This window comes from Pseudomonas putida, assembly GCF_002741075.1.
GTDB lineage: Bacteria > Pseudomonadota > Gammaproteobacteria > Pseudomonadales > Pseudomonadaceae > Aquipseudomonas > Aquipseudomonas putida_T.
On the sequence record NZ_CP016634.1, the window covers coordinates 4361058 to 4387500 of the forward strand.

Consider the following 26443-nt stretch of genomic DNA (forward strand, 5'->3'; position numbering starts at 1 on the left):
GCCCCTACAGCCATCCCGGCACCGTCCTGACGCCCCCACCCCGGCATCCACGTTAAAACCTCACAAGGGTTCGTTTCTACGGGGTACTTTCTTGAGTCGACACGACAATCGCCACGGGTCCCATGACCATCTCGAGCACCTGCTCCAGGCGTTCGCACAGCGCTACATCCGCAAGACATTCACCTCGCGCTTCATGCATGAGGCAGCAAAAAGGCCCCAGCAGTTGCACACCCGGGTTTGCCATACCCCTGAGCAACTGTTCGAAGACAGGTTCAAAGGCCCCCCGGCGAGCCTGCCGGGCACAGGCGAATTCGTCGCATTGGAGAACGCCGGCTTCTGGATCGGCACCTGGGAGCGCTGCGAGGTGAATCTGCTGGTTGCCCAAGGCGGCCTGGTCATCGCGCAGGGTGGCGCGTGGTTCTGGGCGCGCAGCGAACCGACCAGGCATCTGCCAGGCGGCGAGTATCACGCCATGGCGCAGCGTTGAGCGGCAAAGCAACGTCCCCCTTGCCGCCTGCCAGGCTCATTCTCCACAATCCAGCTCATGTCGCGCCATGAAAGGGAGTTCAACGTGCCATCGATCTACCAACTCAAACCCCGTTTCCAGGCCCTATTGCGCCCTGGCGTGAAGCGCCTGTACGAACGGGGCGTCACCGCCAATCAAGTCACCGTCGCCGCCGCGCTGGTATCGGTGCTGCTGGGCCTGCTGCTGGCCTGGCAACCCTCTATGACCGGGTTGTTCATCCTGGTGCCGGTGTGGATGCTGCTGCGCATGGCGCTCAATGCGGTCGACGGCATGCTGGCCCGGGAATTCGGCCAGCAATCGAAGCTTGGGGCCTACCTCAACGAGCTGTGCGACGTGGTCGCCGATGCCGCGCTGTACCTGCCCTTCGCCCTCCTGCCCGGCGTCTCGCCGGCGCTGGTGGTGCTGGTGGTCGTGAGCGCGCTCGTCAGTGAGTACGCCGGGGTGATGGGGCCGCTGGCGGGAGCCTCGCGGCGGTACGACGGGCCGATGGGCAAGAGCGACCGAGCCTTCGCCTTCGGCGTGCTGGGCACTGGGGTCGCCTTCGGGGTGCTGAGCGCAGCGTGGATCGACGGCCTGCTGCTGGTCATCCTCGCACTCTCGCTCTATACCCTCTACAACCGGGTTCGCCAGGGCCTGGCCGAAACCCGCTGACTCCTTCGCTGCCGGACAAGGACCTACGCCATGCGCCAAGCGCAATCGCTGCATTTCTCCACCCATGACGGTGTCGAGTTGCATTACCGCTACTGGCCCGCCACCCGCAACGAATACCAGCCACGCCGGGCCGTTGTGATGTTCCACCGAGGACACGAGCACGGCGGGCGCATGGCCCACCTGCCCAACGAACTGGACATGCCTGGCTACGATTTCTTTGCCTGGGACGCCCGAGGCCATGGCCAGTCGCCCGGTGCACGCGGCGACAGTCCAGGCTTCGCCACCAGCGTGCGGGACGTGCAGACCTTCATCGAGCATATCCGCGACAGCCACGGCATCGCCGAGGCGGACATGGTGGTGCTGGCCCAGAGCGTGGGTGCCGTACTGGTGGCGACCTGGGCCCATGACTACGCGCCGAAGGTGCGTTGCCTGGTACTGGCCTCGCCGGCCTTCAAGGTCAAGCTCTACGTGCCGTTCGCTCGCCCGGGCCTGAAGCTGCTTAAAGCGTTGCGTGGCAACTTCTTCGTCAACAGCTACGTCAAGCCACGCTTGCTGACCCACGACCCGGAACGGGTCATGTCCTACCTGGCCGATCCACTGATCAGCCGACCGATCTCGGTGACCATGTTGCTGGGCCTGTATGAAGCGGCCGACCGGGTGGTGGCCGACGCCCAGGCGATCCAACTGCCGACCCAACTGCTGGTGTCCGGCGCGGACCTTGTGGTCGAACGCCCACCCCAGGAGCGCTTCTTCGAGCGCCTGGGCAGTGCACGCAAGGAGATGCACGTTCTCCCGGGCTTTTTCCACGACACCCTCGGCGAGCGCGACCGGCCCCATGCCCTGGCACGGATCCAGCGCTTCGTCGCCCACTGCTTCGACGCGCCCGCAGCCCTGCCTTCGCTGCTCGACGCCGACAAGAGCGGCGCCAGTTGCGCTGAAGCCGAAAGCCTGGCTGCGCCCCTGCCGCGCAACTCGCCCCGCGAACTCTACTGGCGAGCCACCCGAGCCGGGCTGCGCCTGGGCAAGGGTTTCTCGGAAGGGGTGAAGCTGGGGTTCGACACCGGCTTCGACTCCGGCAGCACCCTGGACTACGTGTACCGCAACCAGCCCACCGGCAAAGGCAAGCTGGGCGAGCTGATCGACCAGAACTACCTCAACGCCATCGGCTGGCGCGGCATCCGCCAACGCAAGCTGCATGTGGAGGAACTGCTGCGTGAGGCCATCCGACGCCTGCGTGAGCTGCAACGCCCGGTGCACATCGTCGACATCGCGGCAGGCCATGGCCGCTACATTCTCGAAGCCCTGCAGGAGCAGGAGCAGGTGCCCGACTCGATCCTGCTACGCGACTACAGCGAGCTGAACGTCCAGCAAGGCAACGCACTGATCGGTGAGAAAGGCCTGAGCGAGGTCGCCCGCTTCGTCCAGGGCGATGCCTTCGACCGTCAGAGCCTGGCCAGCCTCGACCCCCACCCGACCCTGGCGGTGGTGTCGGGCCTCTACGAGCTGTTCGCCAGCAATGACCTGGTGGGCAACTCCCTGGCAGGCCTGGCCGATGCTGTCCAGCCTGGCGGCTACCTGGTGTACACCGGCCAACCCTGGCACCCGCAACTGGAGATGATCGCCCGCGCCCTGACCAGCCATCGCGATGGCCAGGCCTGGGTTATGCGGCGGCGCAGCCAAGCGGAGATGGACCAGTTGGTAGAGGCGGCAGGCTTTCGCAAGATCACCCAGCGCATCGATGAGTGGGGCATCTTCAGTGTCAGCCTGGCGCAACGGGTGGACTGATGGCGCGCGAACCCGGGTTGATCCGCCGAGGCGTGCTCTGGCTGTTGCTGCTGGCGCCGTTCTTCTTTCTCAGCTACGGCCTGGTCAACAGCCACACCGCCTCCCGCGACGACGTTGGCAGCCTGGTCTTCGGCTGGGAGGAGCAGACGCCTCTTTGGCCGTGGACGATCGTGCCCTACTGGTCCATTGATCTGCTCTACGGACTGTCCTTCCTGCTGCCAACCAGCCGCCGGGAAATGGACCGTCATGCCCTGGCGCTGCTGAGCGCGCAGGTCATCAGTGTCAGTTGCTTCTTGCTCTGGCCGTTGCGTTTCACCTTCGAGCGCCCGGCGCTGGACGGTGTGTTCGGCTGGTTGTTCGATGTGCTGATGGGCTTCGACAAACCCTTCAACCAGGCCCCCTCGCTGCATATTGCCCTGCTCGTGATCATCTGGACGATGTTCGCCCGGCATATCCATCGCCAGCCTTGGCGTTGGCTTATGCACGGGTGGATGGCGCTGATCGGGGTGTCGGTGATGACCACCTGGCAACATCACTTCATCGATCTGCCCACTGGGGCGCTGGCGGGGCTGGTCTGCGTCTGGCTGTGGCCACGGGAGGGCGATGTGCCGCTGCAGGCGGCACGCCTGACCCGGGATACTCGGCGTTGGCGGCTTGCGCTGTACTACGGGATCGGGGCGTTGTTGTGCGCGGCGTTGGCGCTGCACTTGGCGGGTGCCTGGCTGTGGCTGTTGTGGCCGGCCGTTTCGCTGCTGATGGTGGCGCTGAACTATGCCGTGTTCGGTGCCGACGGTTTCCAGAAAGGCGCAGATGGGCGGTTGTCCAACGCCGCCAGCTGGTTGCTGGCGCCTTACCTGTTGGGCGCCTGGCTCAACTCGCGAATATGGACGCGCAAACGGCCACAAGCCGATGAGGTGTGCGATGGGGTGTATCTGGGGCGCATTCCCGAGTTCGGCGCGGCCTCGTCGTTCAATGCCGTGGTTGACCTGACGGCTGAACTGCCGTGCTTTGCCTGTGCCGACGCATTCGCGGGTAAACCCGCGAATGGGCCGAGCCAGACAATGCAAATGCCTGCACATTACACCTGCCTGCCAACCCTGGACCTGATCGTCCCGGATACCAACCTGCTCAAACAGGCCGCCGAGGCCATCGAGCGTCTGCGCCAGCAAGGCCCGGTGCTGGTCTGCTGCGCCCTGGGCTATTCCCGCAGCGCCAGTGCAGTGGCCGCCTGGTTGGTACACAGCGGCCGTTGCACCAGCGTCACCCAGGCCGAAGCGCTGATCCGCAAGGCCCGCCCCAGTATCGTGTTGCATCCAGGCCATCGCATAGTGCTCCAACAATTGGAGGCCCAGCCATGAACCTGCATCTGGTGGCCAGCCTGCTGGGGCGCGGCCGACAGCTCGAACGTCTGTCAGATGGCATCACGCTGCTGGCCCTGGCCTACGGTCTGGCACCTCTGGTGACCCACCTGCCCCCGTTGGCCAGTGCGGTCTGCGCGGTGTTGCTGGGGCTGGGGCTGCTGCACAAGTACTGGGCGATCCGCGTGGCCCTGGACGCCGGGCTGTTCGCCCGGCTCGCCACCAGCACCGACCTCGCAATCGATACCCAGGCCCTGGATCGCGCCCTGTTCGACTTGAACCTCAAGCCCCACGCCCACGACGCACGTGACTGGCCCACCCGCAGCCAAGGCGCACTGAGCCTGCTGCGACGCCAAGCGCTGTGCCTTGCCGCGCAAGTCGTGCTGGCCCTGACTACCCTGCTGATACTCTCTTTCACCGGATAAGCATCGCGCCATGTTCGCTGCCCTGACCGCTTTTGCCATCACCTCTGCCGCACGCCTGATCACCGGTGCCCGCGCCCTCTGGCTCGGTTGCACACCGCACCCCAGGCAGCGCCTTTATTTTGCCAACCACAGCAGCCACGGCGACTTCGTGCTGCTCTGGGCCTCGCTACCCGAACCCTTGCGCCGCCACACCCGCCCCGTGGCAGGGGCCGACTACTGGGCCAAGCCTGGCATTCGGGACTTTCTGATCCGCAGGGTGTTCGACGCCGTGCTGATCGACCGCCAGCGCGGCGAGGGCCAAGACAATCCCCTGCAGCCGGTGCTCGACGCCCTGGGCCAGGGCGACTCGCTGATCTTCTTCCCCGAAGGCACCCGCAACCTCAGCGATGAACCACTGCTGCCGTTCAAGAGTGGCCTGTTCCACCTGGCCTCGGCCCACCCGGATATCGAGCTGGTGCCGGTGTGGATCGCCAACCTCAACCGCGTCATGCCTAAAGGCCGCGCGCTGCCTTTGCCACTGCTGTGCACCCTGAGCTTCGGCGACCCCCTGCACCTGCTGCCCGACGAGCGCAAGCAGGCCTTTCTCGAACGGGCCAGCCAGGCCCTGCTGAACCTGGCCCCGAAGGATGCCTGAGATGGACGACAACACCCTATCCCTGTTCGCCGGTATCGGCGCCCTGCTTGTGCTCGCCAGCGTGATCGGCCGCCTGCTCAAATGGCGCGCCGGCTCCGCGCCGCATGCGGTGATCGACAACCTCAACGCACGCATCAACGCCTGGTGGGCGATGGTGCTGGTGATCGGCATCGCATTCGTGTTCGGCAAGTACGGGGTGATCGTATTGTTCTACTTCGTCTCGTTCTATGCCCTGCGCGAGTTCATGACCCTCACGCCCACCCGACGCAGCGATTACCCGGCATTGGTGGCGGCCTTCTACGTGGCGTTGCCGGTGCAGTACCTGTTGATCGCCATGGACTGGTACGGCTTGTTCAGCATTTTCATCCCGGTGTACCTGTTCCTGTTCCTGCCGATCCTGGCAAGTTTCGGTGGCGATACCACCCGCTTTCTCGAGCGCGCCTCCAAGGTGCAATGGGGGTTGATGATCGCGGTGTACTGCCTGTCCTCGGTGCCGGCGCTGATGACCTTGGACATCCCCGGCTACGAAGGCCGCAACCTGCTGCTGATCGCCTGGCTGATCCTGGTGGTGCAGATCAGCGATGTGTTGCAGTACGTGTGCGGCAAGCTGTTCGGCAAGCGTAAGGTGGCGCCCAACCTGTCACCCTCCAAGACCGTCGAAGGGCTGGCCGGCGGCATTGTCCTGGCCACACTGGTGGGTGCCTCGCTGTGCTGGATCACCCCCTTCAGCTTCTGGCAGGCAGCGCTGATGGCGCTGATGGTCAATGCCATGGGGTTCTTTGGTGGGCTGGTGATGTCGGCGATCAAGCGCGACCGCGGGGTGAAGGATTGGGGGCATATGATCGAAGGACACGGCGGCATGCTCGACCGCATGGACTCGGTGTGCTTCGCAGCGCCGGTGTTCTTCCACTTCGTGCGGTATTGGTGGGCGTAGGGCCATACCCCCAGGGGGTATCCAACAAGGCTGGTTCGACGGCCTATCGCAGGCTTCGTCTGCTACCCGCGTGGTGAGAGCTGACGAACCCTGCGATGGGCCGCAGCGTGGCTCCATATCGTCATTTGAGGTAAGAGCGCAACAACGAGGCGACCTTGTCGGCCTCCTCCTGGCGTTGTTCGGCGCTCAGGTCATCGGCCACCAGATGCTCACGGATATGCCCTTCCATCACTTCGGCCATCAACCCGTTCACCGCACCACGCACAGCGGCGATCTGCTGCAGGATCGCCAGGCAGTCCTTGTCCTGCTCCAGGGCGCTCTCCAGGGCTGCGGCCTGGCCCTTGATCTTGCGCACGCGGGTCAGCAGTTGCTTCTTGCTCTTGATGGTATGTGCCATACAGTTCCGCACCACTCTAGGTATACTGGGGTATAGTATATTTCACCTATCTACCGGAGCATGATAAACCATGGCGGCGCCAATCTCAGACAAGTGGCTGCACAGCCATCAGTTCCATACCAGCAACCTCGGCGCCGAGCGCAAGACACGCCTGGCCGTCTGGCTCACGGCAGTGATGATGGTGGCGGAGATCGCCGGCGGCTGGTACTTCAACTCCATGGCGCTGTTGGCCGACGGTTGGCATATGAGCTCCCACGCCCTAGCCCTTGGGCTGTCGCTGCTGGCCTATGCTGCCGCACGACGCTTCGCCCGGGACCGGCGCTTCGCGTTCGGCACTTGGAAGATCGAGATCCTCGGCGGCTACTCCAGTGCCCTGCTCCTGTTGGGCGTGGCCGGGCTCATGGCCTTCCAGTCCATAGAGCGGCTGCTAGCTCCGGGGCCGATCCACTATGACCAGGCCATTACCCTCGCCGTCCTGGGCCTTGGCGTGAACCTCGTTTGTGCCTGGCTGCTGCGCGACGATCACCACCACGATCATCACCATGACCATCATCATGATCATGACCATCACCACCACCACGACCTCAACCTGCGCTCGGCCTACCTGCACGTGATGGCCGACGCCGCGACCTCGGTCCTGGCGATCATCGCACTGCTGGCCGGCAAGTTCTGGGGCGCCGCCTGGCTCGACCCGGTAATGGGTCTGCTGGGAGCGGTGCTGGTGGCGGTGTGGGCCAAAGGCCTGCTGCGAGACACTGGGCGGGTGCTGCTGGATGCCGAGATGGACGCACCTGTCGTCGAGGAGATTCACCGAGTCGTGGCCCAACTGCCGGTACCCGCCACCCTTACCGACCTACATGTGTGGCGCGTCGGCAAGGACCAGTACGCCTGTATCCTGAGCCTGGCAGCGGCAGGCACCCTGAGCGCCGATACCGTGCGCCATGCACTGGCCATCCATGAGGAGTTGGCGCACATCACGGTCGAGGTCAACGCGATGTCCATCGCCTGAGGGTGATTGCTAGGGTGTGCCTTCAGCAGGCACCCCCTGACCGATCCACAACTGCTCGCCACCTAGGGTCTGAATGAACGTCTTGAGACTAAGGTCAGGCAAGGCGGTCGGATTCGCGCTCGACTTTACGGGCTGTAAATGAGCATTCCGACGCTGTTTTCAACGCAGCCTCACCAAGTATCAAGGCTTTTCGTACAGAGCCTCGTCATGCCCATATAGCGCATCCAGACACCTGGGCGTCGAGCCCAGGCAACTCCAGAGCCAGCACAGGCCCTATGGTGACGTGTCATTCAGCCACTTACCTGGGAACCTGCCATGTCCGACTTCATCACCGTCCTGCGCGAAACCTGCCCGACTCCGGCCCTGAACGCCACCCCGTGGAAGCGCATCGGCGGCAACCCGCAGACCGTCAACCTGAACGCCTACCTCTCTGCCGATGGCAGCAAGATCATGGGCACCTGGATCTGCACCCCCGGCAAGTTCGAGATCAACTATGAGAAGTGGGAGTTCTGCCACTTCCTCGAAGGCTACGTGATCATCACCCCGGAAGGTGAAGAGCCCAAGCACCTGAAGGCAGGCGATGTGTTCATCATCGAACCCGGCCTGAAAGGCACCTGGGAAGTGGTCGAGACCGTGCGCAAGTACTTCGTCTTCGCCTGATGCCAAAGCCCTTTCGCCGGGCCTTCCATAGCGCAGACAGTTGAGCACGACTCGACCCTGTGGGGTTTACCCGCGAATGTGGTGCTACAGCCGCTACAGTGTTCGCGGGTGAACCCGCTCCTACAGGACTATGCAGCGCTCAAGAAATCGAGCACGAAAAAAATCGCGAGGCAGGTGCCCTTCCCTCTGGTGCGCAGTTACAGAGGGAAGGTCACCTGACCCGCGATAAATTCACCTCGCTCGTCAATCCTTCTTGCGATAGCTCTCGACGATCGCCGAAAAATCCTTTCCGCCTTCGCCGCGCAGGCTCATGGCCTGATACAGCTGCTGCGCCACGGCACCGAGGATCACGGGCTGGTGCGCCAGACGCGCAGCCTCGGTGGCCAGCCCCAGGTCCTTGAGCATCAGCTCGGCGCCGAAGCCGCCGGTGTAGCCGCGCGAAGCCGGGGCAGTCTCGATGATGCCCGGCCAAGGGTTGTAGGTATCCGAGCTCCAGCAGCGTCCGGTAGAGCTGTTGATGATGCCGGCCAGCACTTTGGTATCGATGCCAAGCGCATTGCCCAGGGCCATGGCTTCGGAGACACCGATCATCGAGATACCCAGCAACAGGTTGTTGCAGATCTTGGCGATCTGTCCGGTCCCCACCTCACCGCAGTGCACGATGTTGCGCCCCATCTGCTCCAGCACAGGCTTGAGCGTGGCGAACAGCTCGGCGCTGGCACCGACCATGAAGGTCAGGGTGCCCGCCGCCGCGCCACCGGTACCGCCGGACACCGGCGCATCGCCCATGTCCACGCCCTTGGCCGCGGCGGCCTTGGAGACTTCGCGGGCGGTCTGTGGATCGATGGTGCTGCAGTCCACGGTCGGTGTACCCGGCCGCACGCCCGCCAGGACACCATCGTCGTTGAGGTAGACACTGCGCACATGGGCTGCCGCCGGCAGCATGGTGATCACCAGGTCGCTGCTGGCCGCCGCTTCCTTGGGCGAGGCGCTGACCTGTCCGCCCAGTTCGGCGAGCTCGGCCAGCACAGTCTTGTTCAGGTCGAACAGGTTCAACTGATGCCCGGCCTTGATCAGGTTGCGGGCCATGGGCGCGCCCATATTGCCCAGGCCGATGAATGCGATACGCATGATGATCTCCTTAGCGCAGGCTGATGGTGGTGTTCACACCGTCATTGACGCTGTCATCGTCGAACCAGCGGGCGGTGACAGTCTTGGTCTGAGTGTAGAACTGCACCACTTGCTTGCCGTACGGGCCCAGGTCGCCCAGCTTGGAACCGCGCGAACCGGTGAAGCTGAAGAACGGCACCGGCACCGGAATCGGAATGTTGATGCCGACCTGGCCGATATCGATCTCGCTCTGGAACTTGCGCGCCGCTGCACCGCTCTGGGTGAACAGGCCCGTGCCATTGCCGAACGGGTTGGCGTTGACCAAGGCGATGGCCTCATCGAGGGTGTCGACTTCCAAAGTCACCAGCACCGGGCCGAAGATTTCCTGGGTATAGATCTGCATGTCCGTGCGCACCCCGGAGAACAGGGTTGGGCCGACAAAGTTGCCCTGCTCGTAACCCGGCACCTTGACGTCGCGACCGTCCAATTCAAGCTTGGCCCCTTCCTTGATGCCACTCTCGATCAGGCCCAACACACGCTCCTTCGCGCGTTTGGAAACCACCGGGCCAACGTCGGTGCCTGGCTCGCAGCCAGCATTGACCTTGAGCTTGCTGGCGGCGTCCTTGATGTCTGGTAACCATTCGCGGGCCTTGCCCACCAACACTGCCACCGAGGTGGCCATGCAGCGTTGGCCGGCCGCGCCGAAGGCAGCACCGACCAAGGCGTTGATAGTCTGGGTGCGGTTGGCGTCTGGCAGTACCACGGCGTGGTTCTTGGCACCCATCATCGATTGCACGCGCTTGCCGTGCTGGCTGCCCAGGTTGTAGACGTGGGTGCCGACCTCAGTGGAGCCGACGAAGGAAATCGCCTTGATGTCCTTGTGGGTGCAGATCGCATCCACCACTTGCTTGCCGCCATGCACCACGTTCAGCACACCAGCCGGTACGCCGGCTTCCAGCGCCAGTTCCACCAGCATCATGGTCGACAGCGGATCCTGTTCGGACGGCTTGAGCACGAAGGTATTGCCGCAGACGATGGCCATGGGGAACATCCACAGTGGGATCATCGCCGGGAAGTTGAACGGAGTGATGCCAGCGCAGACGCCGATCGGTTGGCGCAGGGTGTAGGTGTCCACACCACCTGCGACGTTCTCGGCGAACTCGCCCATCTGCAGGGTGCCGATGGAAGCCGCGTGCTCGACCACTTCCAGGCCGCGGAAGATATCGCCTTCGGCATCGGCGAGGGTCTTGCCCTGCTCGGCACTGAGGGTCTGTGCGATACGCTTGGTGTGTTCGCGGATCAGTGCCTGCAGCTTGAGCATGATGCGCATGCGGGCACCGATGGGGGTATCGCGCCAGCTGGCAAAGGCTCGCTGGGCCGCAGCCACGGCGGCGTCGACTTCCTCTACGGTGGCAAACGGCACCCGCGCCAGCACCTGCTGGGTGGCCGGGTTGACGATGTCGCGCCACTCGGTGGTCTTGGACTCGACCCAGTGGCCGTCGATCAGCAGCTTGACCTGCTCGACCTTGGCCTGGTCAGGGGTATGGGGTGCGTTCATCTGCGCTCTCCTTGGAATTATTGTCGGAACGAGATTGCCAGCGCGCCGAGGCGGGGTGGCGCCGTGGGGCTTTTTTCGAGTATAGATGTGCAAACATCCAACAAGAACGCACAAAAAAACCGGATCATCATGCAAAAAGACCTCACCTCCCTGAGTTCGCTGAACTGGGACGACTTGAAGTTCTTTCTTGAAGTGGCGCGCACCCGCAAGGCCAGTAGCGCGGCCAAGCGCCTGGCCGTGGACTACACCACGGTGTCGCGGCGCATCAGCTCGCTGGAAGGCGCGTTAGGTACGTTGCTGTTCGAAAAGTCGCGGACCAACGGTTTTGTCCTCACCTCCGAGGGCCAACGCCTGCTGGGCTATGCCGAATCGATCGAAAGCACCCTGCACATGGCCTGCGAGCAAGTCTCCGGTTCCGGGGTGGCGCTGTCGGGCCATGTGCGCATGGGCTGCACCGAGGGCTTCGGCAGCTTCTTCGTCACGCCGCAACTGAGCCACTTCGTCGATGCCTACCCGGCGATCTCGGTCGACATCCTGCCCCTGCCGCACTTCATCAGCCTGTCCAAGCGCGAGGCCGACATCGTCATCGCCCTGGAACGCCCCGAGCATGGGCCCTACGTGTGCTGCAAGCTGTGCGACTACCGTTTGCGGCTGTACGCGACCCAGGAGTACCTGGACAACCACCCGCCCATCCGCCAGGCCACCGACCTGACCCAGCATCGGTTCATCAGCTATGTGGACGACCTGGCTTTCAGCTCCGAGCTTTTGTACCTGGCCAACCTGATCCCCAACGCAAATGCACATTTGCGCAGTACCAGCGTGATCGCCCAGTACACCGCAGCCTTGCAGGGACGCGGATTGGCGATCCTGCCGTGCTTCCTGGCGGCGCAGGATGCGCGGTTGATCAACCTACTGCCGGAAGAGGTGGAGATCACCCGGCAGTTCTGGATGTACTGCCGGGAGGACCTGCGCAAGTTGAAGCGCATCACCCTATTGTGGGACTACATTCGCGATGTGACCGAGGCGAACGCACCGTTGCTGATGGGCAACAGCCGCGAGATGAAGTTCGCCTGATGCCGAATAGGCGCTCTGCGCCCAACTGCAAGAGCCTGCGCTTGGCTCAGTAGGATGCCACCACGATCGACACGCGGCGGTTCTCGGTTCGCCCGCTGGCGGTACGGTTGTCCGCCACCGGCTGACTGCTGCCCAGGCCAACAGTGCGGATGTTCTGCGGCTGCATGCCGATACCGATCAGTGCCTGGGCAACGCTCTGCGCACGACGCTCGGACAACTGCTGGTTATAGGCCTCCTTGCCCGAGGCGTCGGCATGGCCGTCGACGCGCACCCGTTGGATATCCACCGACAGCAAGGCTTTGCCGATGCGCTCGACGATCGCCCGGCTCTGGCTGTTCAGGCTGTCCAGATCGCTGCCAAACAGCACCTTGCCGGAAAGGTCGTATGCCCAACCTTCGTCAACAGGCGCAAAGCCTTCGCGCTTGAGCACGGCGATCTGCGCTTCGCTCAAGCCTTTGGGAACGCTCTGGCAACCGCCGAGCGCCAGCAACGTCAGCAATGCCAACACCAGCGCGGGAAAACGCAATGCAAAGACACGGTGAATCACGGTTCAGCTCCTGTTATCAACGTCAGTGGCGGAGCGCTCCGTCTGCGCCACTTGCCAATGGCCACGGCGCATGCGCTTGGCCTGATACATCGCCCCATCGGCGGCATTGAGCAACCCGGCCGGGTCCAGGCCATCGTCGGGGAAGTAGGCGATGCCCACGCTCAACGAGGTGGTGATGCTGTTGCCGGCGTCCAGCTGGATCGGCAGTTGCATGCTGGCGATGATCTTTTCAGCGATGCGCTCGGCGTCATCCCGCGACTGCAGGGGCGTCAGCAGCACCGCAAATTCATCTCCGCCCAGGCGCGCTACCAGGTCATGCTCGCGCAACTGCGCGCGAATCCGACTGGCCACGCTGATCAGCACCTCATCTCCTGCCGCATGGCCCAGGCTGTCATTGATCTGCTTGAAGTGGTCGCTGTCGAGGAACAACAGCGCCAGCCGCTCCTGCTGGCGGACGGCATTACGCACGCTGCGACTCAGGCGACCCTCGAAGAACGCGCGATTGGGCAGGCCGGTAAGGCTGTCATGGGTGGCTTGGTGCGCCAGGTTCTCGTTCTCGCTCCGCAGGTGACTGTCCCAGGCTTCCAGTTCGTCGAGCAATGCATTGAAGTCGTTGCCCAGTTCGTTGAGCTCGGCGATCTGCGTTTCGGGCACGCGCCGGTCGAAGGTGCGCTCGCGGCGAGCGGCGTGGGCGACACTGGCCAGGTTGCGCAACGGGCGAATGATGTCGCCGAACAGCCGCCGTGACAGATAAAGAGCCACCACTGCGCTGAGCAGCGTGCAGAAGACGATCCCTGCAAGCCCACTGAACAAGAAGCGCAGCAGGTTGCCACCCTGCCCGGACACTTCGATGTGCCCGACTTCTTGTTGCTGATGCATCACTGGCAATGTGATCGGCTCCTCCAGCAGCGCGCTGGCCACCTGTGCCTCCAACTGGGCGAACATGCCATCGTCGTCACGGTGCCAATGCGCCAACTGTTCCCCTTCGTCATTGAACACCTTGGCATCGGCCACCTCCTCGGTGGCGGCGATCAACGCCAGGGCCTCCTTGGCGGCAGGGGCATCGTTGAACACCACGGCCGCTTCGACGGTGTAGTTGATCGACCGGGCAATCAGGTGCAGGTTGTGATTGGCATAGACGCGCAAGGCGAGCACGCCGAGCAAGGTCAAGGACACGCCCGCCAATCCCACCGCCAGCAAGGCGAGCCCAAGATGGCCACGGCCGAGCACCGAACGCAGGGTCGGGCGCACGCCAGGCTTGATGAGCCATGTCATGGCTGCACCGCCCGTCGGCGAGACAACTGCAACACACTGGGATGGATGCGCACACCGCTACGGGCGACCGAATCCAGGTTTACCTCAAAGGCCACCTGCTCGTCGCTGACCCGCAGGCAAAACAGACTGCCCACCGCACACGGGTCGTCCGCCTCGCTGATGCTGAGCACCGGATGGCCGCTGACCGATTGGAACAACCGATCCCGTTCACCTGGGTCGAGCTTGCCGATATAGAGGGCGTCGCAGGCGGTGGCGACACGCGGGTCGTTCGCCAGCAAACGCCGTACCTGCAAGGGCTGGCCGGAGTTCTGCACATTACCCTTGATCAGGTCATCGGCGTATTCGGTCGGCCCTACCAAGCACAGACGCAACGGCACCGGCTCCACCGGCCAGCGCGCATAGCTGAGGATGCCCAACACGACCTGGGTCACAGCCTTGGCCCGCTGCTGGACCTGGGCTGCGCTCGCAGGTGTGTCCGCCCATGCAGGGCCTGCGAACAGCAACCAGGCGGCCATCAACAGCGCAAGCGCACGGCCCATCACGCATCCCTGAGGCGAGACAGCCACCATTTAGGAAATCCCACAAAGTCCCTTCAGAATTGGCGCAACGATAGCACAAGGCCTGTCGCCCAGAAATGTGCGCTGCGTCACACTTGCTCGAGCATCAATCCGGAGATCCGCCGCACCTTGCGCGCCACCGCCTCCTCGAAAATACCTGCTCGCGGCTCGATCAGACTGAAGCATTGCTTGGCCCGAGTGATACCGGTATAGACCAACTCTTTGGTGAGCACCGGGTTGAGTGCATCCGGCAGCACCAGGGCGGTGTGGCTGAACTCCGAGCCCTGGGATTTGTGCACGGTCATGGCGAACACCGTTTCTACTTCGTTCAGTCGGCTGGGCAGTACGAAGCGTACCCCGCCGCTGCCGTCGTTACGCGGGAAGGCCACGCGCAACACCGGCTCGCCCAGCTCGTCCGGTAGGCGCAAGGCAATGCCAATGTCGCCGTTCATCAGGCCCAGGCCATAGTCGTTGCGCGTGACCAGCACCGGACGGCCTTCATACCAGGGTTGCTGGTTGTCGATCAGCCCGGCGTTGCCAAGTACCCGTGCCACACGTTCGTTCAGGCCGGCCACGCCCCAGGGGCCCTTGCGCACCGCGCAGAGCAACTGGAAGTGCTCGAAACTGTGCAGCACTTTGCTGGCCCACTGCTCCCAACGGGGGTCGTCGGCGGGCGTGCCAGGGGGCGGACGATGGCGGCCAATGGCACGCAGGTAGCTGCGGTAACCCTGGGGCCCCGCCTCGTCTCGGCCCAGTCCGTCCAACAGCAAGCGATCGAAAGCTCGATCCTGTTCACCGCGCAAGGTCAGGCCGAACACATCGCTCGGCGGCAGGGTCAACAGATCACGGGCCTGCTGCGCCTGTTGTCGGTTGACCAAACGTGCCAGCTGACCGATCCCGCTGCCTTCGCCGAATCGGCGGGAATAGCGCAACATCACCACCTGCTGGGCCAGCGGATTGCGCTGCGCATCTCCAGGTGTGAGGCCGCTGCCCTCCAGCGATTGGCCACCGACCTGCTCCAGCCAGGCCTGGGTAGCCGGGGAATAGCAGCCCTCCTCGGCGTCCCGGCACAGATCGCCCAGCACCGCGCCGGCCTCGACCGAGGCCAACTGGTCCTTGTCGCCCAGCAGTACCAGACGTGCCTTGGGCGGCAAGGCATCGAGGAGGTTGGCCATCATTTCCAGATCGATCATCGAGGCTTCATCGACCACCAACACGTCCAACGGCAACGGGTTACCCGCGTGGTGACGGAAGTGCCGCGACCCAGGTCGACTGCCCAGCAGACGGTGAACGGTACTGACCTCAGTCGGGATCTGCGCGCGCACCTCGCCGCTGACCTTCAGGCGCTCTACCTGCTGGCCGATCGACTCGGTCAGTCGCGCGGCGGCCTTGCCGGTAGGCGCCGCCAGGCGAATGCGCAAAGGCCGCCCCCTCTCCACGGCCGGCGCCTGCAGCAATGCCAGCAAACGCACCACGGTGGTCGTCTTCCCGGTTCCAGGGCCCCCGGTAATGATGCTGAACGCCGCGCGCGTGGCGAGCGCGCAGGCTAGCTTCTGCCAGTCCACCTGCCCTGCCGGGGCGCCGCCTTCGAACAAATGTTCGAGACGTGCGGGCAGGTCTGCAGGCATGGCTTCGTTCTGGGTCAGACGCTGACGCAAGGCTTCGTCGATGCGCCGCTCGTAGCTCCAATAACGGCGCAGGTAGAGGCGCTGGCCGCTGAGCACCAGCGGGCGGGCACCTTGCCCCGGGCTATTGCCAGCGGCCACCAAAGGGCTGGCAGCGATGCGCTGCAGCCAGGTGTCCAGGGCCAGGCTGGCGAGCAGTTGCGAGGGCAGCAGCAAGGGGCCGGCCAGGGCGTCGCCTTCCGGCGGCAAGGACAAGGCAAAATCTGGCTCGGCGAGGGTCTGCTCCAGATCCAGGCAGACATGACCGTGACCCAACTGATGACTGGCCAGGGCCGCTGCCAGCAGCAACAAGGTGTCGCTACCGGGTGCGCGCTCTTCGAGGAAATTCACGAAGGCACGGTCCAGTGCCCGCAGCCAACCCCGCTCGACCCAGCGATCGAGCAGCACCAACAGGTCACGGCTCTCGCGCAGCGGCACCAAGGCCGTCAACTGTTCGGCATTTACAGGGGTGGGAAGGAGGTCATCGAGGCATCGACTCATGGCGCGGCTCCGGCAAACAGGTCTTGCTGTTCGGGCTCATGGGTACCGCGGAACAACGCATCGAGTGCCTCGATCAGCGCCCGCGGCGGTTTGGCGAAATACAGGCCGTGACCGGCGCTATCGATGCCTCGCAGGAAGATAAACACAGCACCGCCCACATGACGGTCGTAGTCGTAGTCAGGTAACCGAGCCCGTAGCTGGCGATGCAGGGCCAGCAGGTAGAGCACGTATTGCAGATCGTAGCGATGCTCCAGGATCGCCTGTTCCATGGCCAGGCCGGTGTAGGCCTGGAGGTCCGGGCCAAGCCAGTTGGACTTGTAGTCCGCCACGTAGTAACGACCGTCCAGCTCGAATGCCAGGTCGATGAAGCCTTTGAACATGCCGTTGAGCACAGTGGGCAGGGCCGCAGGACGCGCCACACCGCCATGGGTATGGCGCGCTACCAGATGGTCCAGGCGCACGGCATCCACTTGGTGGCTGGCGAACCAGAACTCCATCTCGATCTGGTAGTGACGCAGCTCGGCGAGGACCAGGTTCGGGCCCTCGGCGTGCAACGGCATCGTTTGGCTCAGCAATTGCCCCAACCACTGCTCCAGGGTAGGAATCCACCCGGTCCAGTCCCGGCGGTTGCAACGCTCCCCCACCGTGCGCTTGATCAACTCCGGCTTGCCGCTGACCTCATCGAAGCCCTCCCGGCCCGCCCATTCCAACAGGCCGTGAAGGAAGGTGCCGGGGTTCGGCCCGCGAGGGAAGCGATGGATATCACCGCCCTCGGCGGGCACGTCACGCAACGCCTGGGTATCGACAATTTCGTCGTCCAGCAGTTGCTGGGCCTGGGAGCTGTCGGCGCTCAAGGTCTGATCACCGACACGCAGGGCACTGTAGGAAGCGATCCACCACTGCTCGGCGGCGGCCCGTCGCGGCTTACGTGCCGGCAGCAGCTCGCGCTCGTCCCGTGGGGGGCGGTAGCACTGGGCGTCGGCTTCGGGCAGCCCGGTGCAGGTGATGTCCGCACAGGCGCCTTGCAGCACCGAAAGCCAGTCACCAAGCTCGCTGGAGGCTGCCAGAGGCAAGCCACCGCCGAGCAGATAGCCCAACGCAGAGCGGTGCAGTTGCGAGGTTTTCTGGGTGCCGCGCTTGAGGTCGGCGACGCCCAGCCAGCAGGCATACTGTGCTCGGGTCAGGGCCACGTAGAGCAGGCGCAGGTCCTCAGCCAGGCGTTCATCATCGGCGCGGGCAATCTGCGTCTCGTCGGGAGTCAGGGTCAGGTGGGCCTGGCCTTGGCTGTCATGCCACGTCAGCGGTAGGCGCTGGCCATCCACTGGTTTGCTGGTGCAGATGAACGGTAGGTAGACCAAGGGGTATTCCAGCCCCTTGGATTTGTGGATGGTCACCACCTTGACCAGTTGCTCATCGCTCTCAAGACGCAGGATCTGCTCTTCACCGGCATGCCCGGCATTGGCCAGGTGTTCGGCCAGGTGGCGAATCAAGGCCTGCTCGCCATCCAGCTCACCCGCCGCCTGCTGCAACAGCTCGGCCAAGTGCAGCAGGTTGGTCAGCACCCGTTCACCGTCGCTGCGGGCAATGAGCATGCGCGGTAGCTGGAAGTCATGCAGCAGGCGGCGCAGCATTGGCAATACGCCCTGACGCTGCCAGGTGTCGCGGTACTGACGAAAACGCATGACCCAACCTTCCCAGACCCGCTCGTCCTGGTTCAGGCGCTCCAGTTCGGCGAGCGGCAGGTCGAGGGTCAGGCTGGCCAGGGCGCCCTTGAGCAGGCGCTCGGAATCCGGTTCGGCACAGGCCTTGAGCCACACCAGCAGGTCATGGGCTTCCTGAGCGGCAAAGACCGAGTCCTTGTCCGACAGGTAGACGCTGCGTACATCGCGGGCCGCGAGTTCGGCGCGAATCATCTGGGCCTCCCGGCCATCGCGCACGAGTATGGCAATGTCCGACGGCAAGCAGGGACGCAGCGAGCCCTGGCTGTCGACGAGTCCAGTCACGCCTTGCTGGCCGCCATTGAGCAGGCCGACGATATGGCTGGCGCAACTGGCCGCCAGCTGCTGGCGGTAGAGCGTGCTGGAGACCGGCTCCTCGCTTTGCAGTTGCCAGCATTGAAGCGCCGCAGCGGGCTGACCATCGATCACCAGTTGCTCATCTCGCCCCTTGGCCCGAACCTCGACGAACGGCAAAGGGTTTTCCTGGCCTTCTCGGAACAGGAAGGCGCCACGCCCCTGATCGCGCGCTTCTGCCTGGAGAAACACGCGATTGACCGCCGCCACCATCGCCTGGCTGGAGCGGTAGTTGGTGTCCAGGCTATGCAGGCGCCCTGCCGTAGCGCGACGGGCGGCCAGGTAGGTGAAGATGTCGGCGCCACGGAAGGCGTAGATCGCCTGCTTGGGGTCGCCGATCATGAACAGGCCGGTTTCCCGGTGATTCTCGCTGATCCGGTAAATGCGCTCGAAGATGCCATATTGCACCGGGTCCGTGTCTTGGAACTCATCGATCAGCGCTACCGGGAACTGCTCGCGAATCAAGCCGGCCAGGCGTTCGCCAGACTCGCTGGCCAACGCGTGCTCCAGACGCAAGAGCATGTCGTCGAAGCCCATCTCAGCGCGCTTGCGCTTCTCCACCTCAAAGCGCGCCGACACCCAGGTAGCGGCGTGCTCCAGCAGCCGCGCATCGGGGCTGGCCAGGCCCTGCAATTGCTCACGCAGGCTCTGCATGGCATGCAGCGCTGGATGGTCGGGGGGCTCGCCGGACTTCCAGGCCTCAGCCATCCCCTCAGGCGTCAGCCGGGTGAAACCGCTCCCCAGGTCCAGTTCCAGAACCTGATCGTCACCTGCCCAGGCGCGCAGCTTATCGAACCAAGGCTCGAAGAAGCGTGCCTGCAGCTTGCGCCCATCCGCCAGCTTGCCGGCCACGGCCTGCTGGCAAATCTGGTGCAGCTCATCGGCCCACCGCCCCCAGGGTGCCTTGAGCTGGCACAGTTGCGCGGCACGTTCGTGCAGAGCCTGCTCGATCAACGCTTGTGGTTGCGCATCATCCTCCTCGCCGCGCACCCGGCCAAACAATGGACGGATACGGGGCAGCAACGCGTCAGGGCTGCCCCACTGGCTGCGCACCCACGCCAAGGCTTCGCCTTGCATGCCGTAGCAGAAGCGCCGCCAGTAATCGCGCATGACCTGCCCCAGCAGCTCGCTATGGTCGGTCTCCAGGCTCTGGGTGAATAGGCTGCCGCTGTCGAAAGCGTGCTCGCGCAACATGCGCTGGCACCAGCCATGGATGGTCGACACCGCCGCTTCGTCCATCCATTGAACAGCGACTTCAAGGCGGCTGGCGCAACGCGGCCAATGCTCGGTAGGGTAGTCGTCGCGCAGCATCTGCAGCAGTGGATCGGCCTCGGCCAGCTCGCCTCGGAAGAATCGTGCCGCTTCAGCCAGGCGAGCGCGGATCCGTTCACGCAGCTCTTTGGTCGCAGCGTCGGTGAAGGTCACCACCAGGATCTGTGGCGGCAGCAGCTCACGGTTAAAGCCTTGCTCGCCGCCATGGCCCAGAATCAGGCGCAGGTACAATGCCGAGATGGTGAACGTCTTGCCGGTACCTGCACTGGCCTCAATCAGTTGGCTGCCGTGCAACGGAAAGCTCAGTGCCAAGGGGCGGGCCTGGATCATGCGGCATTCTCCGGGGAGCCCAGGGTCTGCCAGGGCGCTGCGAACAAGGGACGGTACAAGGTCTCGCACCAGCCTTCGAAGGTTTCGTCCGCGCAGAGCGCAGCGAAGTCAGGGAACTGCCGGGCCAAGGCAAGGCTCTCACCGCACTCGCCGGTGGTGTTGTGTCCATCACCCTCGTAGGCACGGGCTGCAGCGGCCAGGGCTTTGTCCGGGTCACTCTGGGCCAGCCAGGCGAAGGCGGTCTTGGCAGCCACGGGCAGCGGCGCATTCATCGCCGCCTGGCGCGCCACGAGCAGATCGCCCAGAAGCTGCGCAGCCTGGGCCTGGGGCAATGGATCGAGCAACAAGGTCAGGTCGCTGGCGACCATGGCGCTGTGCAACGGATAGCCGGCGGCGCAGGCTGCCAGGTGTACAACCCAGGTCGGGATCAGCCGATGCCATTTTCGGCTGTTGCGCCCGGCACTCAGGGTGTTGGGCACGGTGGTAATGCTCAGCAGGCTCTGGTCCTGCGCCTGGTATACCCGTCCCAGCCATCCCTCCAGACGCTGCGCGGTATGCTCAAAATGAATCGGCAGCGCTCCATCGACCACGGTTGGCCAACGTTGCAACAAAACGCGATGGCGTTGCAGCAGGTCAGGCAGGGGCTGGATCAGCTCGGCCTGGAGGATTTCGCCAAATCCAGCCAGGGGCAGCAGGCCGCAGGCCTGCAGGCGGCGAGCCTGGCTGAGCAGCGCCTGATCGGCGTTGTCAGGGTCAGCCAGCGCTGCACCGAGCAGGCTTTCACTCAGACCGTAGCGCTGCAAGGCATCGAGCACGAAGGGTTCTTCATCCGGTGTTGGCGTCTCCAAGGCTTCGAAGAATACTTTCAGACGCTGGCTGAAAAAATGCCGTACAGGATGACGCAGGAAATCCTGCAACTGAGTCAGGCTCAGTGCTTCCTCGGCCGTGTAGGGCGGCAGCACGTCATCCCGGGTGCCAGCGGACGCGTCGAGCTGATGCAATACCTGCCACTCATGGGCATAGCTGAACAACGCACTGCCTTTCTGGAAATAACGCGGGCTGAAGGGTTGAAGCGGATGCTCCTGGGTCAGGGCATGCAGCAACTGCTCGCCAGCGTTTTCCCGCTGGCCCTCCTTGGCACCTGCCAGGTGCCAACCCGCAGCCAGGTGATCGCGCAATTGCCCGATCAGCACTGAGGCGGGGCGGTCACTGTTGTCACGAATGCTGCGCCCGACCCAGCTGATGTAGAGCTGGTCACGCGCCGAGAGCAGGGCTTCAAGCAGCAGGTAACGGTCATCTTCACGGCGGGACCGATCACCTGGGCGGTAGTCGCTGGCCATCAGGTCGAAGTCCAGCGGCGGCTGGGCACGTGGGTAGTCGCCATCATTCATGCCCAGAAGGCACACCACGCGGAAGGGAATCGCGCGCATGGGCATGAGCGTGCAAAAGTTCACCGAACCTGCCAGGAAGCGTTGAGACAGCTTGCCTTGGTCCAGGCCCGACAACCATGCCTCGCGAACCACCGTTAGCGGCAGAGCGTCCTGCAGACCGACCGCTTCGCACGTGGCCAGCCAGGTGTCACGTAGATCCTGCAGTTGCATCAACAGGAACTCGTCGTGCTCATCTTCGGCGAGGAAAAACACCCGCAGCAACGCTTGCAGACGCTCACCCCACTCCCCCGCATCGGCCGGCTGCGACAAGGCTTCGCATGCCACATCGAGCGCGTCGAGCAGGGCCACCAGCGGGCCGATCAACGCGGCATCGAGCCCCCCGATTTCATCATAGGGCTCGATACCGTCGAAGCCCTCCCCGACACCGACTGCGTACCCCAGCAACATGCGTCGCAGGCCGAACCGCCAGCTGTTCTGCTCCAGGCCCTCGGGCAGGCCCAGGGTCGCACGCTGCTCGGCACTCAGCCCCCAGCGAATGCCCGCGCCTTCGATCCAGCGATGCAAGGTCGGCAGGTCGCTTTCCTGGATGGCAAAGCGCGCACGCACAGCCGGAACATCCAGCAGGTCGAGGACTTCGCTGACGGCAAAACGGCTCTCTGGCAGCTTGAGCAGATGCTCCAAGGCAATCAGCAGTGGTTCACGACCGCGCTGCCCCTGGTCGGTGAGGGTGAAGGGAATGTAGCGAGGGTCGTTGCGCTCCAATTGGCCAAAGACCGCACGGATGTGGGGTGCGTAATCGTCGATCGCCGGCAGCATGACGATGATGTCACGCGGGCGCAGCGTGGGGTCTGCGCTGAAACGGGCCAGCAATTGGTCATGGAGGATCTCCACTTCACGCTGCGGACTGTGGGCCACATGGAAGCGTACGGAGCGATCTTTGTTGGGATCGATCGGAGCCCACTGCTCACGGGTTTCCACGAGGGGGCGCAACTCCAGGATATCGTCCTGCAGTTGTCGAAGCAGGCAGTTTGGCTCTGCCTCCTGGAACAGGTCGATGCGGCCATCGCTGAACACCCCGCGGTAGCTGCCAGGGTCATCATAACTATCGAGCAGGTTGATGTAGTCACGACCCTGCTTGCCCCAGGCAGCCAGCAGTGGGTGGGCATGCTGGTGTAGGCTTTCGTCGTCCAACTGCAAGGGTGTGCCTTGCTTGCGCTGTTGGCGCTTGTACTGGTGACGCAGCAGGTCTTTGTCCGCGACGATATCAGCCCAGTGGTGGCGACACGGGTTATGCACACACAGCAACACCTGACTGAAGCGAGCAAGACCCGCCAGCGCCTCCAGCGCCTGGGCGGGCAAGGATGAAATGCCGAAGACGATCACCCGTTTCGGCAAACCCGCCGGCGCCTGATCCAGGCTGTTGATGCGCTCGATGAAACGCTGGTGCACACCGGCGCGACTCTGGGCCATGCCTGCCTCGCCGACATCCTCGAGCAAGGCTCGCCAAAGCTCCGCCTGCCAGCGATTAGCAGCGGCCAATGGCTTGCGTTCGCCACGGGCGCTGTTGAGAACGTGCTCCCCCCCCGCCCAATCCTTGAGCCAGTCGGCGCGATAGACCTGGTACTGATCGAACAGGTCAGCCAAGCGCTCGGCCAATTGGTAACGCTTGCGCAGATCGCTGTCGTCGGTGAGGAAACGGCGCAGGGGTTCGAAATGGGGACGTTCGATCAGCTCTGGGAGCAGGCGCATCAACCGCCAGGTAAGCGGCGCTTTGTCCAGTAACGAAACCTCTGGAATCTCATCGCGCCCAAGAACGCGACGATACAACTGCCACATGAAACTGCCCGGCAGTTGCACATCGACGGCGGCCGCGATACCACATCCACCTTGATCGTCTTCCTGCGGATCTTCGGCCAGGGCCAACTTGAGCCATTGGGCGATGCCATTGCTCTGGACCAGGGCGATCTCGTTCTCCAGCGGCGCCAAGGGGTACCGACGCATCACGCCCACTACCAGATTGCGCAGGTCATCCAGACGGTTGCCTTGAACGATCATGAAACCTGGATGCAGGGAGGATGTATCGGTCATTGAGCGTCTCTGCCGGGGGGGAGGTTCTGGTAGGGAACCATATCACAGGGCTATGCATCGCCCGAGGTGTCGCAGGCCCCATATCGCTGTAGGAAGCGCTCCTGGGGAAGTACCGATTGGGCTGCCAATACAGCATGCAGAAAAGACAAAACCCCTACCTGCTCGCGCAGATAGGGGTTTTGCGAAATGAATCTTGACGATGACCTACTCTCACATGGGGAAGCCCCACACTACCATCGGCGATGCATCGTTTCACTGCTGAGTTCGGGATGGGATCAGGTGGTTCCAATGCTCTATGGTCGTCAAGAAATTCGGTTGCCGAAATGTCTCGTGAACACTCCAGCCAATTCGGATATGTGATCTTTGTGGTTGCGAACTTTCGGTTCTTTCGTCTTCACCACCGCAATCTGCAGAAGCAAATTGCTTGGGTGTTATATGGTCAAGCCTCACGGGCAATTAGTATCGGTTAGCTCAACGCCTCACAGCGCTTACACACCCGACCTATCAACGTCGTAGTCTTCGACGGCCCTTTAGGGGATTCAAGATCCCAGTGAGATCTCATCTTGAGGCAAGTTTCCCGCTTAGATGCTTTCAGCGGTTATCTCTTCCGAACATAGCTACCCGGCAATGCCACTGGCGTGACAACCGGAACACCAGAGGTTCGTCCACTCCGGTCCTCTCGTACTAGGAGCAGCCCCTCTCAAATCTCAAACGTCCACGGCAGATAGGGACCGAACTGTCTCACGACGTTCTAAACCCAGCTCGCGTACCACTTTAAATGGCGAACAGCCATACCCTTGGGACCGGCTTCAGCCCCAGGATGTGATGAGCCGACATCGAGGTGCCAAACACCGCCGTCGATATGAACTCTTGGGCGGTATCAGCCTGTTATCCCCGGAGTACCTTTTATCCGTTGAGCGATGGCCCTTCCATACAGAACCACCGGATCACTAAGACCTACTTTCGTACCTGCTCGACGTGTGGGTCTCGCAGTCAAGCGCGCTTTTGCCTTTATACTCTACGACCGATTTCCGACCGGTCTGAGCGCACCTTCGTACTCCTCCGTTACTCTTTGGGAGGAGACCGCCCCAGTCAAACTACCCACCATACACTGTCCTCGATCCGGATCACGGACCTGAGTTAGAACCTCAAGGTTGCCAGGGTGGTATTTCAAGGATGGCTCCATGAGAACTGGCGTCCCCACTTCAAAGCCTCCCACCTATCCTACACAAGCAAGCTCAAAGTCCAGTGCAAAGCTATAGTAAAGGTTCACGGGGTCTTTCCGTCTAGCCGCGGATACACTGCATCTTCACAGCGATTTCAATTTCACTGAGTCTCGGGTGGAGACAGCGCCGCCATCGTTACGCCATTCGTGCAGGTCGGAACTTACCCGACAAGGAATTTCGCTACCTTAGGACCGTTATAGTTACGGCCGCCGTTTACCGGGGCTTCGATCAAGAGCTTCGCTTGCGCTAACCCCATCAATTAACCTTCCGGCACCGGGCAGGCGTCACACCCTATACGTCCACTTTCGTGTTTGCAGAGTGCTGTGTTTTTAATAAACAGTCGCAGCGGCCTGGTATCTTCGACCGGCATGGGCTTACGGAGCAAGTCCTTCACCCTCGCCGGCGCACCTTCTCCCGAAGTTACGGTGCCATTTTGCCTAGTTCCTTCACCCGAGTTCTCTCAAGCGCCTTGGTATTCTCTACCCGACCACCTGTGTCGGTTTGGGGTACGGTTCCCAGTTATCTGAAGCTTAGGAGCTTTTCTTGGAAGCATGGCATCAACCACTTCGTCGCCTTAAGGCAACTCGTCATCAGCTCTCGGCCTTGAAATCCCGGATTTGCCTAAGATTTCAGCCTACCACCTTAAACTTGGACAACCAACGCCAAGCTGGCCTAGCCTTCTCCGTCCCTCCATCGCAATAACTGGAAGTACAGGAATATTAACCTGTTTTCCATCGACTACGCTTTTCAGCCTCGCCTTAGGGACCGACTAACCCTGCGTCGATTAACGTTGCGCAGGAAACCTTGGTCTTTCGGCGTGCGAGTTTTTCACTCGCATTGTCGTTACTCATGTCAGCATTCGCACTTCTGATACCTCCAGCAAGCTTCTCAACTCACCTTCACAGGCTTACAGAACGCTCCTCTACCGCATCACCTAAGTGATACCCGTAGCTTCGGTGCATGGTTTGAGCCCCGTTACATCTTCCGCGCAGGCCGACTCGACTAGTGAGCTATTACGCTTTCTTTAAAGGATGGCTGCTTCTAAGCCAACCTCCTAGCTGTCTAAGCCTTCCCACATCGTTTCCCACTTAACCATGACTTTGGGACCTTAGCTGACGGTCTGGGTTGTTTCCCTTTTCACGACGGACGTTAGCACCCGCCGTGTGTCTCCCATGCTCGGCACTTCCAGGTATTCGGAGTTTGCATCGGTTTGGTAAGTCGGGATGACCCCCTAGCCGAAACAGTGCTCTACCCCCTGGAGTGATACATGAGGCGCTACCTAAATAGCTTTCGAGGAGAACCAGCTATCTCCGAGCTTGATTAGCCTTTCACTCCGATCCACAGGTCATCCGCTAACTTTTCAACGGTAGTCGGTTCGGTCCTCCAGTCAGTGTTACCT

Annotated in this window: 19 protein-coding genes and 2 rRNA genes (1 of these 21 running past the window's edge); 10 read left to right on the forward strand and 11 right to left on the reverse strand. The window is 62.8% G+C overall.

Going from position 1 to position 26443, the window contains the following annotated elements; translation table 11 throughout:
• Positions 1 to 91: 91 nt before the first annotated feature.
• From IEC33019_RS20400 to IEC33019_RS20430, 7 genes are all read left to right on the forward strand, one after another.
• A complete protein-coding gene (locus IEC33019_RS20400) occupies positions 92 to 487 on the forward strand; it encodes a hypothetical protein (RefSeq protein ID WP_070092780.1) in 396 nt (131 codons plus the stop codon).
• An 84-nt stretch (positions 488 to 571) separates the two neighbouring features.
• Entirely contained in the window at positions 572 to 1177 is a 606-nt protein-coding gene (locus IEC33019_RS20405; protein ID WP_070092809.1) for a CDP-alcohol phosphatidyltransferase family protein, read from the forward strand.
• A 30-nt stretch (positions 1178 to 1207) separates the two neighbouring features.
• Positions 1208 to 2962, forward strand: a complete 1755-nt coding sequence (locus tag IEC33019_RS20410; protein WP_070092781.1) for a bifunctional alpha/beta hydrolase/class I SAM-dependent methyltransferase — start codon at positions 1208 to 1210, stop codon at positions 2960 to 2962.
• Positions 2962 to 4320: a phosphatase PAP2/dual specificity phosphatase family protein gene (locus IEC33019_RS20415; RefSeq protein ID WP_070092782.1), complete on the forward strand. Its 1359-nt coding sequence runs from the start codon at positions 2962 to 2964 to the stop codon at positions 4318 to 4320. The genes IEC33019_RS20410 and IEC33019_RS20415 overlap by 1 nt, the downstream gene beginning before the upstream one ends.
• The gene (locus IEC33019_RS20420; RefSeq protein ID WP_070092783.1) at positions 4317 to 4745 is read left to right on the forward strand and encodes a hypothetical protein; all 429 of its coding nucleotides are present in this window, start codon (positions 4317 to 4319) and stop codon (positions 4743 to 4745) included. The genes IEC33019_RS20415 and IEC33019_RS20420 overlap by 4 nt, the downstream gene beginning before the upstream one ends.
• 10 nt (positions 4746 to 4755) lie before the next feature.
• The gene (locus IEC33019_RS20425; RefSeq protein WP_070092784.1) at positions 4756 to 5379 is read left to right on the forward strand and encodes a lysophospholipid acyltransferase family protein; all 624 of its coding nucleotides are present in this window, start codon (positions 4756 to 4758) and stop codon (positions 5377 to 5379) included.
• Position 5380: 1 nt separating this feature from the next.
• Positions 5381 to 6313, forward strand: a complete 933-nt coding sequence (locus tag IEC33019_RS20430; protein ID WP_070092785.1) for a phosphatidate cytidylyltransferase — start codon at positions 5381 to 5383, stop codon at positions 6311 to 6313.
• A 121-nt stretch (positions 6314 to 6434) separates the two neighbouring features.
• On the opposite strand, the gene IEC33019_RS20435 is transcribed toward IEC33019_RS20430, so the two are convergent.
• Complete coding sequence (locus IEC33019_RS20435) at positions 6435 to 6710, reverse strand: metal/formaldehyde-sensitive transcriptional repressor (protein WP_043208377.1); 276 nt, start codon at positions 6708 to 6710, stop codon at positions 6435 to 6437.
• 70 nt (positions 6711 to 6780) lie between these two features.
• Here IEC33019_RS20435 and dmeF point away from each other — a divergent pair, with 70 nt between their 5' ends.
• Both dmeF and IEC33019_RS20445 read left to right on the forward strand, forming a co-directional pair.
• Complete coding sequence (dmeF, locus tag IEC33019_RS20440) at positions 6781 to 7719, forward strand: CDF family Co(II)/Ni(II) efflux transporter DmeF (protein WP_070092786.1); 939 nt, start codon at positions 6781 to 6783, stop codon at positions 7717 to 7719.
• Positions 7720 to 8034: 315 nt separating this feature from the next.
• Complete coding sequence (locus tag IEC33019_RS20445; RefSeq protein ID WP_043215260.1) at positions 8035 to 8379, forward strand: cupin domain-containing protein; 345 nt, start codon at positions 8035 to 8037, stop codon at positions 8377 to 8379.
• A gap of 243 nt (positions 8380 to 8622) precedes the next feature.
• On the opposite strand, the gene mmsB is transcribed toward IEC33019_RS20445, so the two are convergent.
• Positions 8623 to 9510 carry a 3-hydroxyisobutyrate dehydrogenase gene (gene mmsB / locus IEC33019_RS20450; RefSeq protein ID WP_070092787.1) on the reverse strand — a complete coding sequence of 296 codons (888 nt, stop codon included), beginning with the start codon at positions 9508 to 9510 and terminating at the stop codon, positions 8623 to 8625.
• A 10-nt stretch (positions 9511 to 9520) separates the two neighbouring features.
• Positions 9521 to 11047: a CoA-acylating methylmalonate-semialdehyde dehydrogenase gene (locus IEC33019_RS20455; RefSeq protein ID WP_070092788.1), complete on the reverse strand. Its 1527-nt coding sequence runs from the start codon at positions 11045 to 11047 to the stop codon at positions 9521 to 9523.
• A 129-nt stretch (positions 11048 to 11176) separates the two neighbouring features.
• Between IEC33019_RS20455 and IEC33019_RS20460 the strand changes: the two genes are divergently transcribed.
• A complete protein-coding gene (locus IEC33019_RS20460) occupies positions 11177 to 12121 on the forward strand; it encodes a LysR family transcriptional regulator (protein WP_070092810.1) in 945 nt (314 codons plus the stop codon).
• Between the two features lie 46 nt (positions 12122 to 12167).
• Here the strand turns inward: IEC33019_RS20460 and IEC33019_RS20465 are convergent, their stop codons facing one another.
• The 8 genes from IEC33019_RS20465 to IEC33019_RS20500 form a co-directional block, all read right to left on the reverse strand.
• Complete coding sequence (locus IEC33019_RS20465) at positions 12168 to 12668, reverse strand: OmpA family protein (RefSeq protein WP_070092804.1); 501 nt, start codon at positions 12666 to 12668, stop codon at positions 12168 to 12170.
• 3 nt (positions 12669 to 12671) lie between these two features.
• Entirely contained in the window at positions 12672 to 13943 is a 1272-nt protein-coding gene (locus IEC33019_RS20470; protein WP_070092805.1) for a diguanylate cyclase domain-containing protein, read from the reverse strand.
• Positions 13940 to 14482, reverse strand: coding sequence for a YfiR family protein (locus IEC33019_RS20475; RefSeq protein WP_099593873.1), 543 nt, complete (start codon positions 14480 to 14482; stop codon positions 13940 to 13942). The genes IEC33019_RS20470 and IEC33019_RS20475 overlap by 4 nt, the downstream gene beginning before the upstream one ends.
• Positions 14483 to 14589: 107 nt before the next feature.
• Complete coding sequence (gene recD / locus IEC33019_RS20480; RefSeq protein ID WP_070092806.1) at positions 14590 to 16665, reverse strand: exodeoxyribonuclease V subunit alpha; 2076 nt, start codon at positions 16663 to 16665, stop codon at positions 14590 to 14592.
• Complete coding sequence (gene recB / locus IEC33019_RS20485) at positions 16662 to 20339, reverse strand: exodeoxyribonuclease V subunit beta (protein WP_070092807.1); 3678 nt, start codon at positions 20337 to 20339, stop codon at positions 16662 to 16664. The genes recD and recB overlap by 4 nt, the downstream gene beginning before the upstream one ends.
• The gene (recC, locus tag IEC33019_RS20490) at positions 20336 to 23818 is read right to left on the reverse strand and encodes an exodeoxyribonuclease V subunit gamma (protein WP_070092808.1); all 3483 of its coding nucleotides are present in this window, start codon (positions 23816 to 23818) and stop codon (positions 20336 to 20338) included. The genes recB and recC overlap by 4 nt, the downstream gene beginning before the upstream one ends.
• A gap of 191 nt (positions 23819 to 24009) precedes the next feature.
• A 5S ribosomal RNA gene (gene rrf / locus IEC33019_RS20495) occupies positions 24010 to 24125 on the reverse strand.
• Between the two features lie 128 nt (positions 24126 to 24253).
• Positions 24254 to 26443 (reverse strand): 23S ribosomal RNA (locus IEC33019_RS20500) (it continues 701 nt past the right edge of the window).

What these genes read in the sequence shown, in the direction of transcription:
- recD (WP_070092806.1), bottom strand. Translation starts at nt 16,665, where the DNA reads ATGAGTCGATGCCTCGATGACCTCCTTCCCACCCCTGTAAATGCCGAA.
- IEC33019_RS20455 (WP_070092788.1), bottom strand. Translation starts at nt 11,047, where the DNA reads ATGAACGCACCCCATACCCCTGACCAGGCCAAGGTCGAGCAGGTCAAG.
- IEC33019_RS20435 (WP_043208377.1), bottom strand. Translation starts at nt 6,710, where the DNA reads ATGGCACATACCATCAAGAGCAAGAAGCAACTGCTGACCCGCGTGCGC.
- IEC33019_RS20445 (WP_043215260.1), top strand. Translation starts at nt 8,035, where the DNA reads ATGTCCGACTTCATCACCGTCCTGCGCGAAACCTGCCCGACTCCGGCC.
- IEC33019_RS20420 (WP_070092783.1), top strand. Translation starts at nt 4,317, where the DNA reads ATGAACCTGCATCTGGTGGCCAGCCTGCTGGGGCGCGGCCGACAGCTC.
- dmeF (WP_070092786.1), top strand. Translation starts at nt 6,781, where the DNA reads ATGGCGGCGCCAATCTCAGACAAGTGGCTGCACAGCCATCAGTTCCAT.
- IEC33019_RS20475 (WP_099593873.1), bottom strand. Translation starts at nt 14,482, where the DNA reads ATGGGCCGTGCGCTTGCGCTGTTGATGGCCGCCTGGTTGCTGTTCGCA.
- recB (WP_070092807.1), bottom strand. Translation starts at nt 20,339, where the DNA reads ATGATCCAGGCCCGCCCCTTGGCACTGAGCTTTCCGTTGCACGGCAGC.
- mmsB (WP_070092787.1), bottom strand. Translation starts at nt 9,510, where the DNA reads ATGCGTATCGCATTCATCGGCCTGGGCAATATGGGCGCGCCCATGGCC.
- IEC33019_RS20410 (WP_070092781.1), top strand. Translation starts at nt 1,208, where the DNA reads ATGCGCCAAGCGCAATCGCTGCATTTCTCCACCCATGACGGTGTCGAG.
- IEC33019_RS20470 (WP_070092805.1), bottom strand. Translation starts at nt 13,943, where the DNA reads ATGACATGGCTCATCAAGCCTGGCGTGCGCCCGACCCTGCGTTCGGTG.
- recC (WP_070092808.1), bottom strand. Translation starts at nt 23,818, where the DNA reads ATGACCGATACATCCTCCCTGCATCCAGGTTTCATGATCGTTCAAGGC.
- IEC33019_RS20415 (WP_070092782.1), top strand. Translation starts at nt 2,962, where the DNA reads ATGGCGCGCGAACCCGGGTTGATCCGCCGAGGCGTGCTCTGGCTGTTG.
- IEC33019_RS20460 (WP_070092810.1), top strand. Translation starts at nt 11,177, where the DNA reads ATGCAAAAAGACCTCACCTCCCTGAGTTCGCTGAACTGGGACGACTTG.
- IEC33019_RS20425 (WP_070092784.1), top strand. Translation starts at nt 4,756, where the DNA reads ATGTTCGCTGCCCTGACCGCTTTTGCCATCACCTCTGCCGCACGCCTG.
- IEC33019_RS20430 (WP_070092785.1), top strand. Translation starts at nt 5,381, where the DNA reads ATGGACGACAACACCCTATCCCTGTTCGCCGGTATCGGCGCCCTGCTT.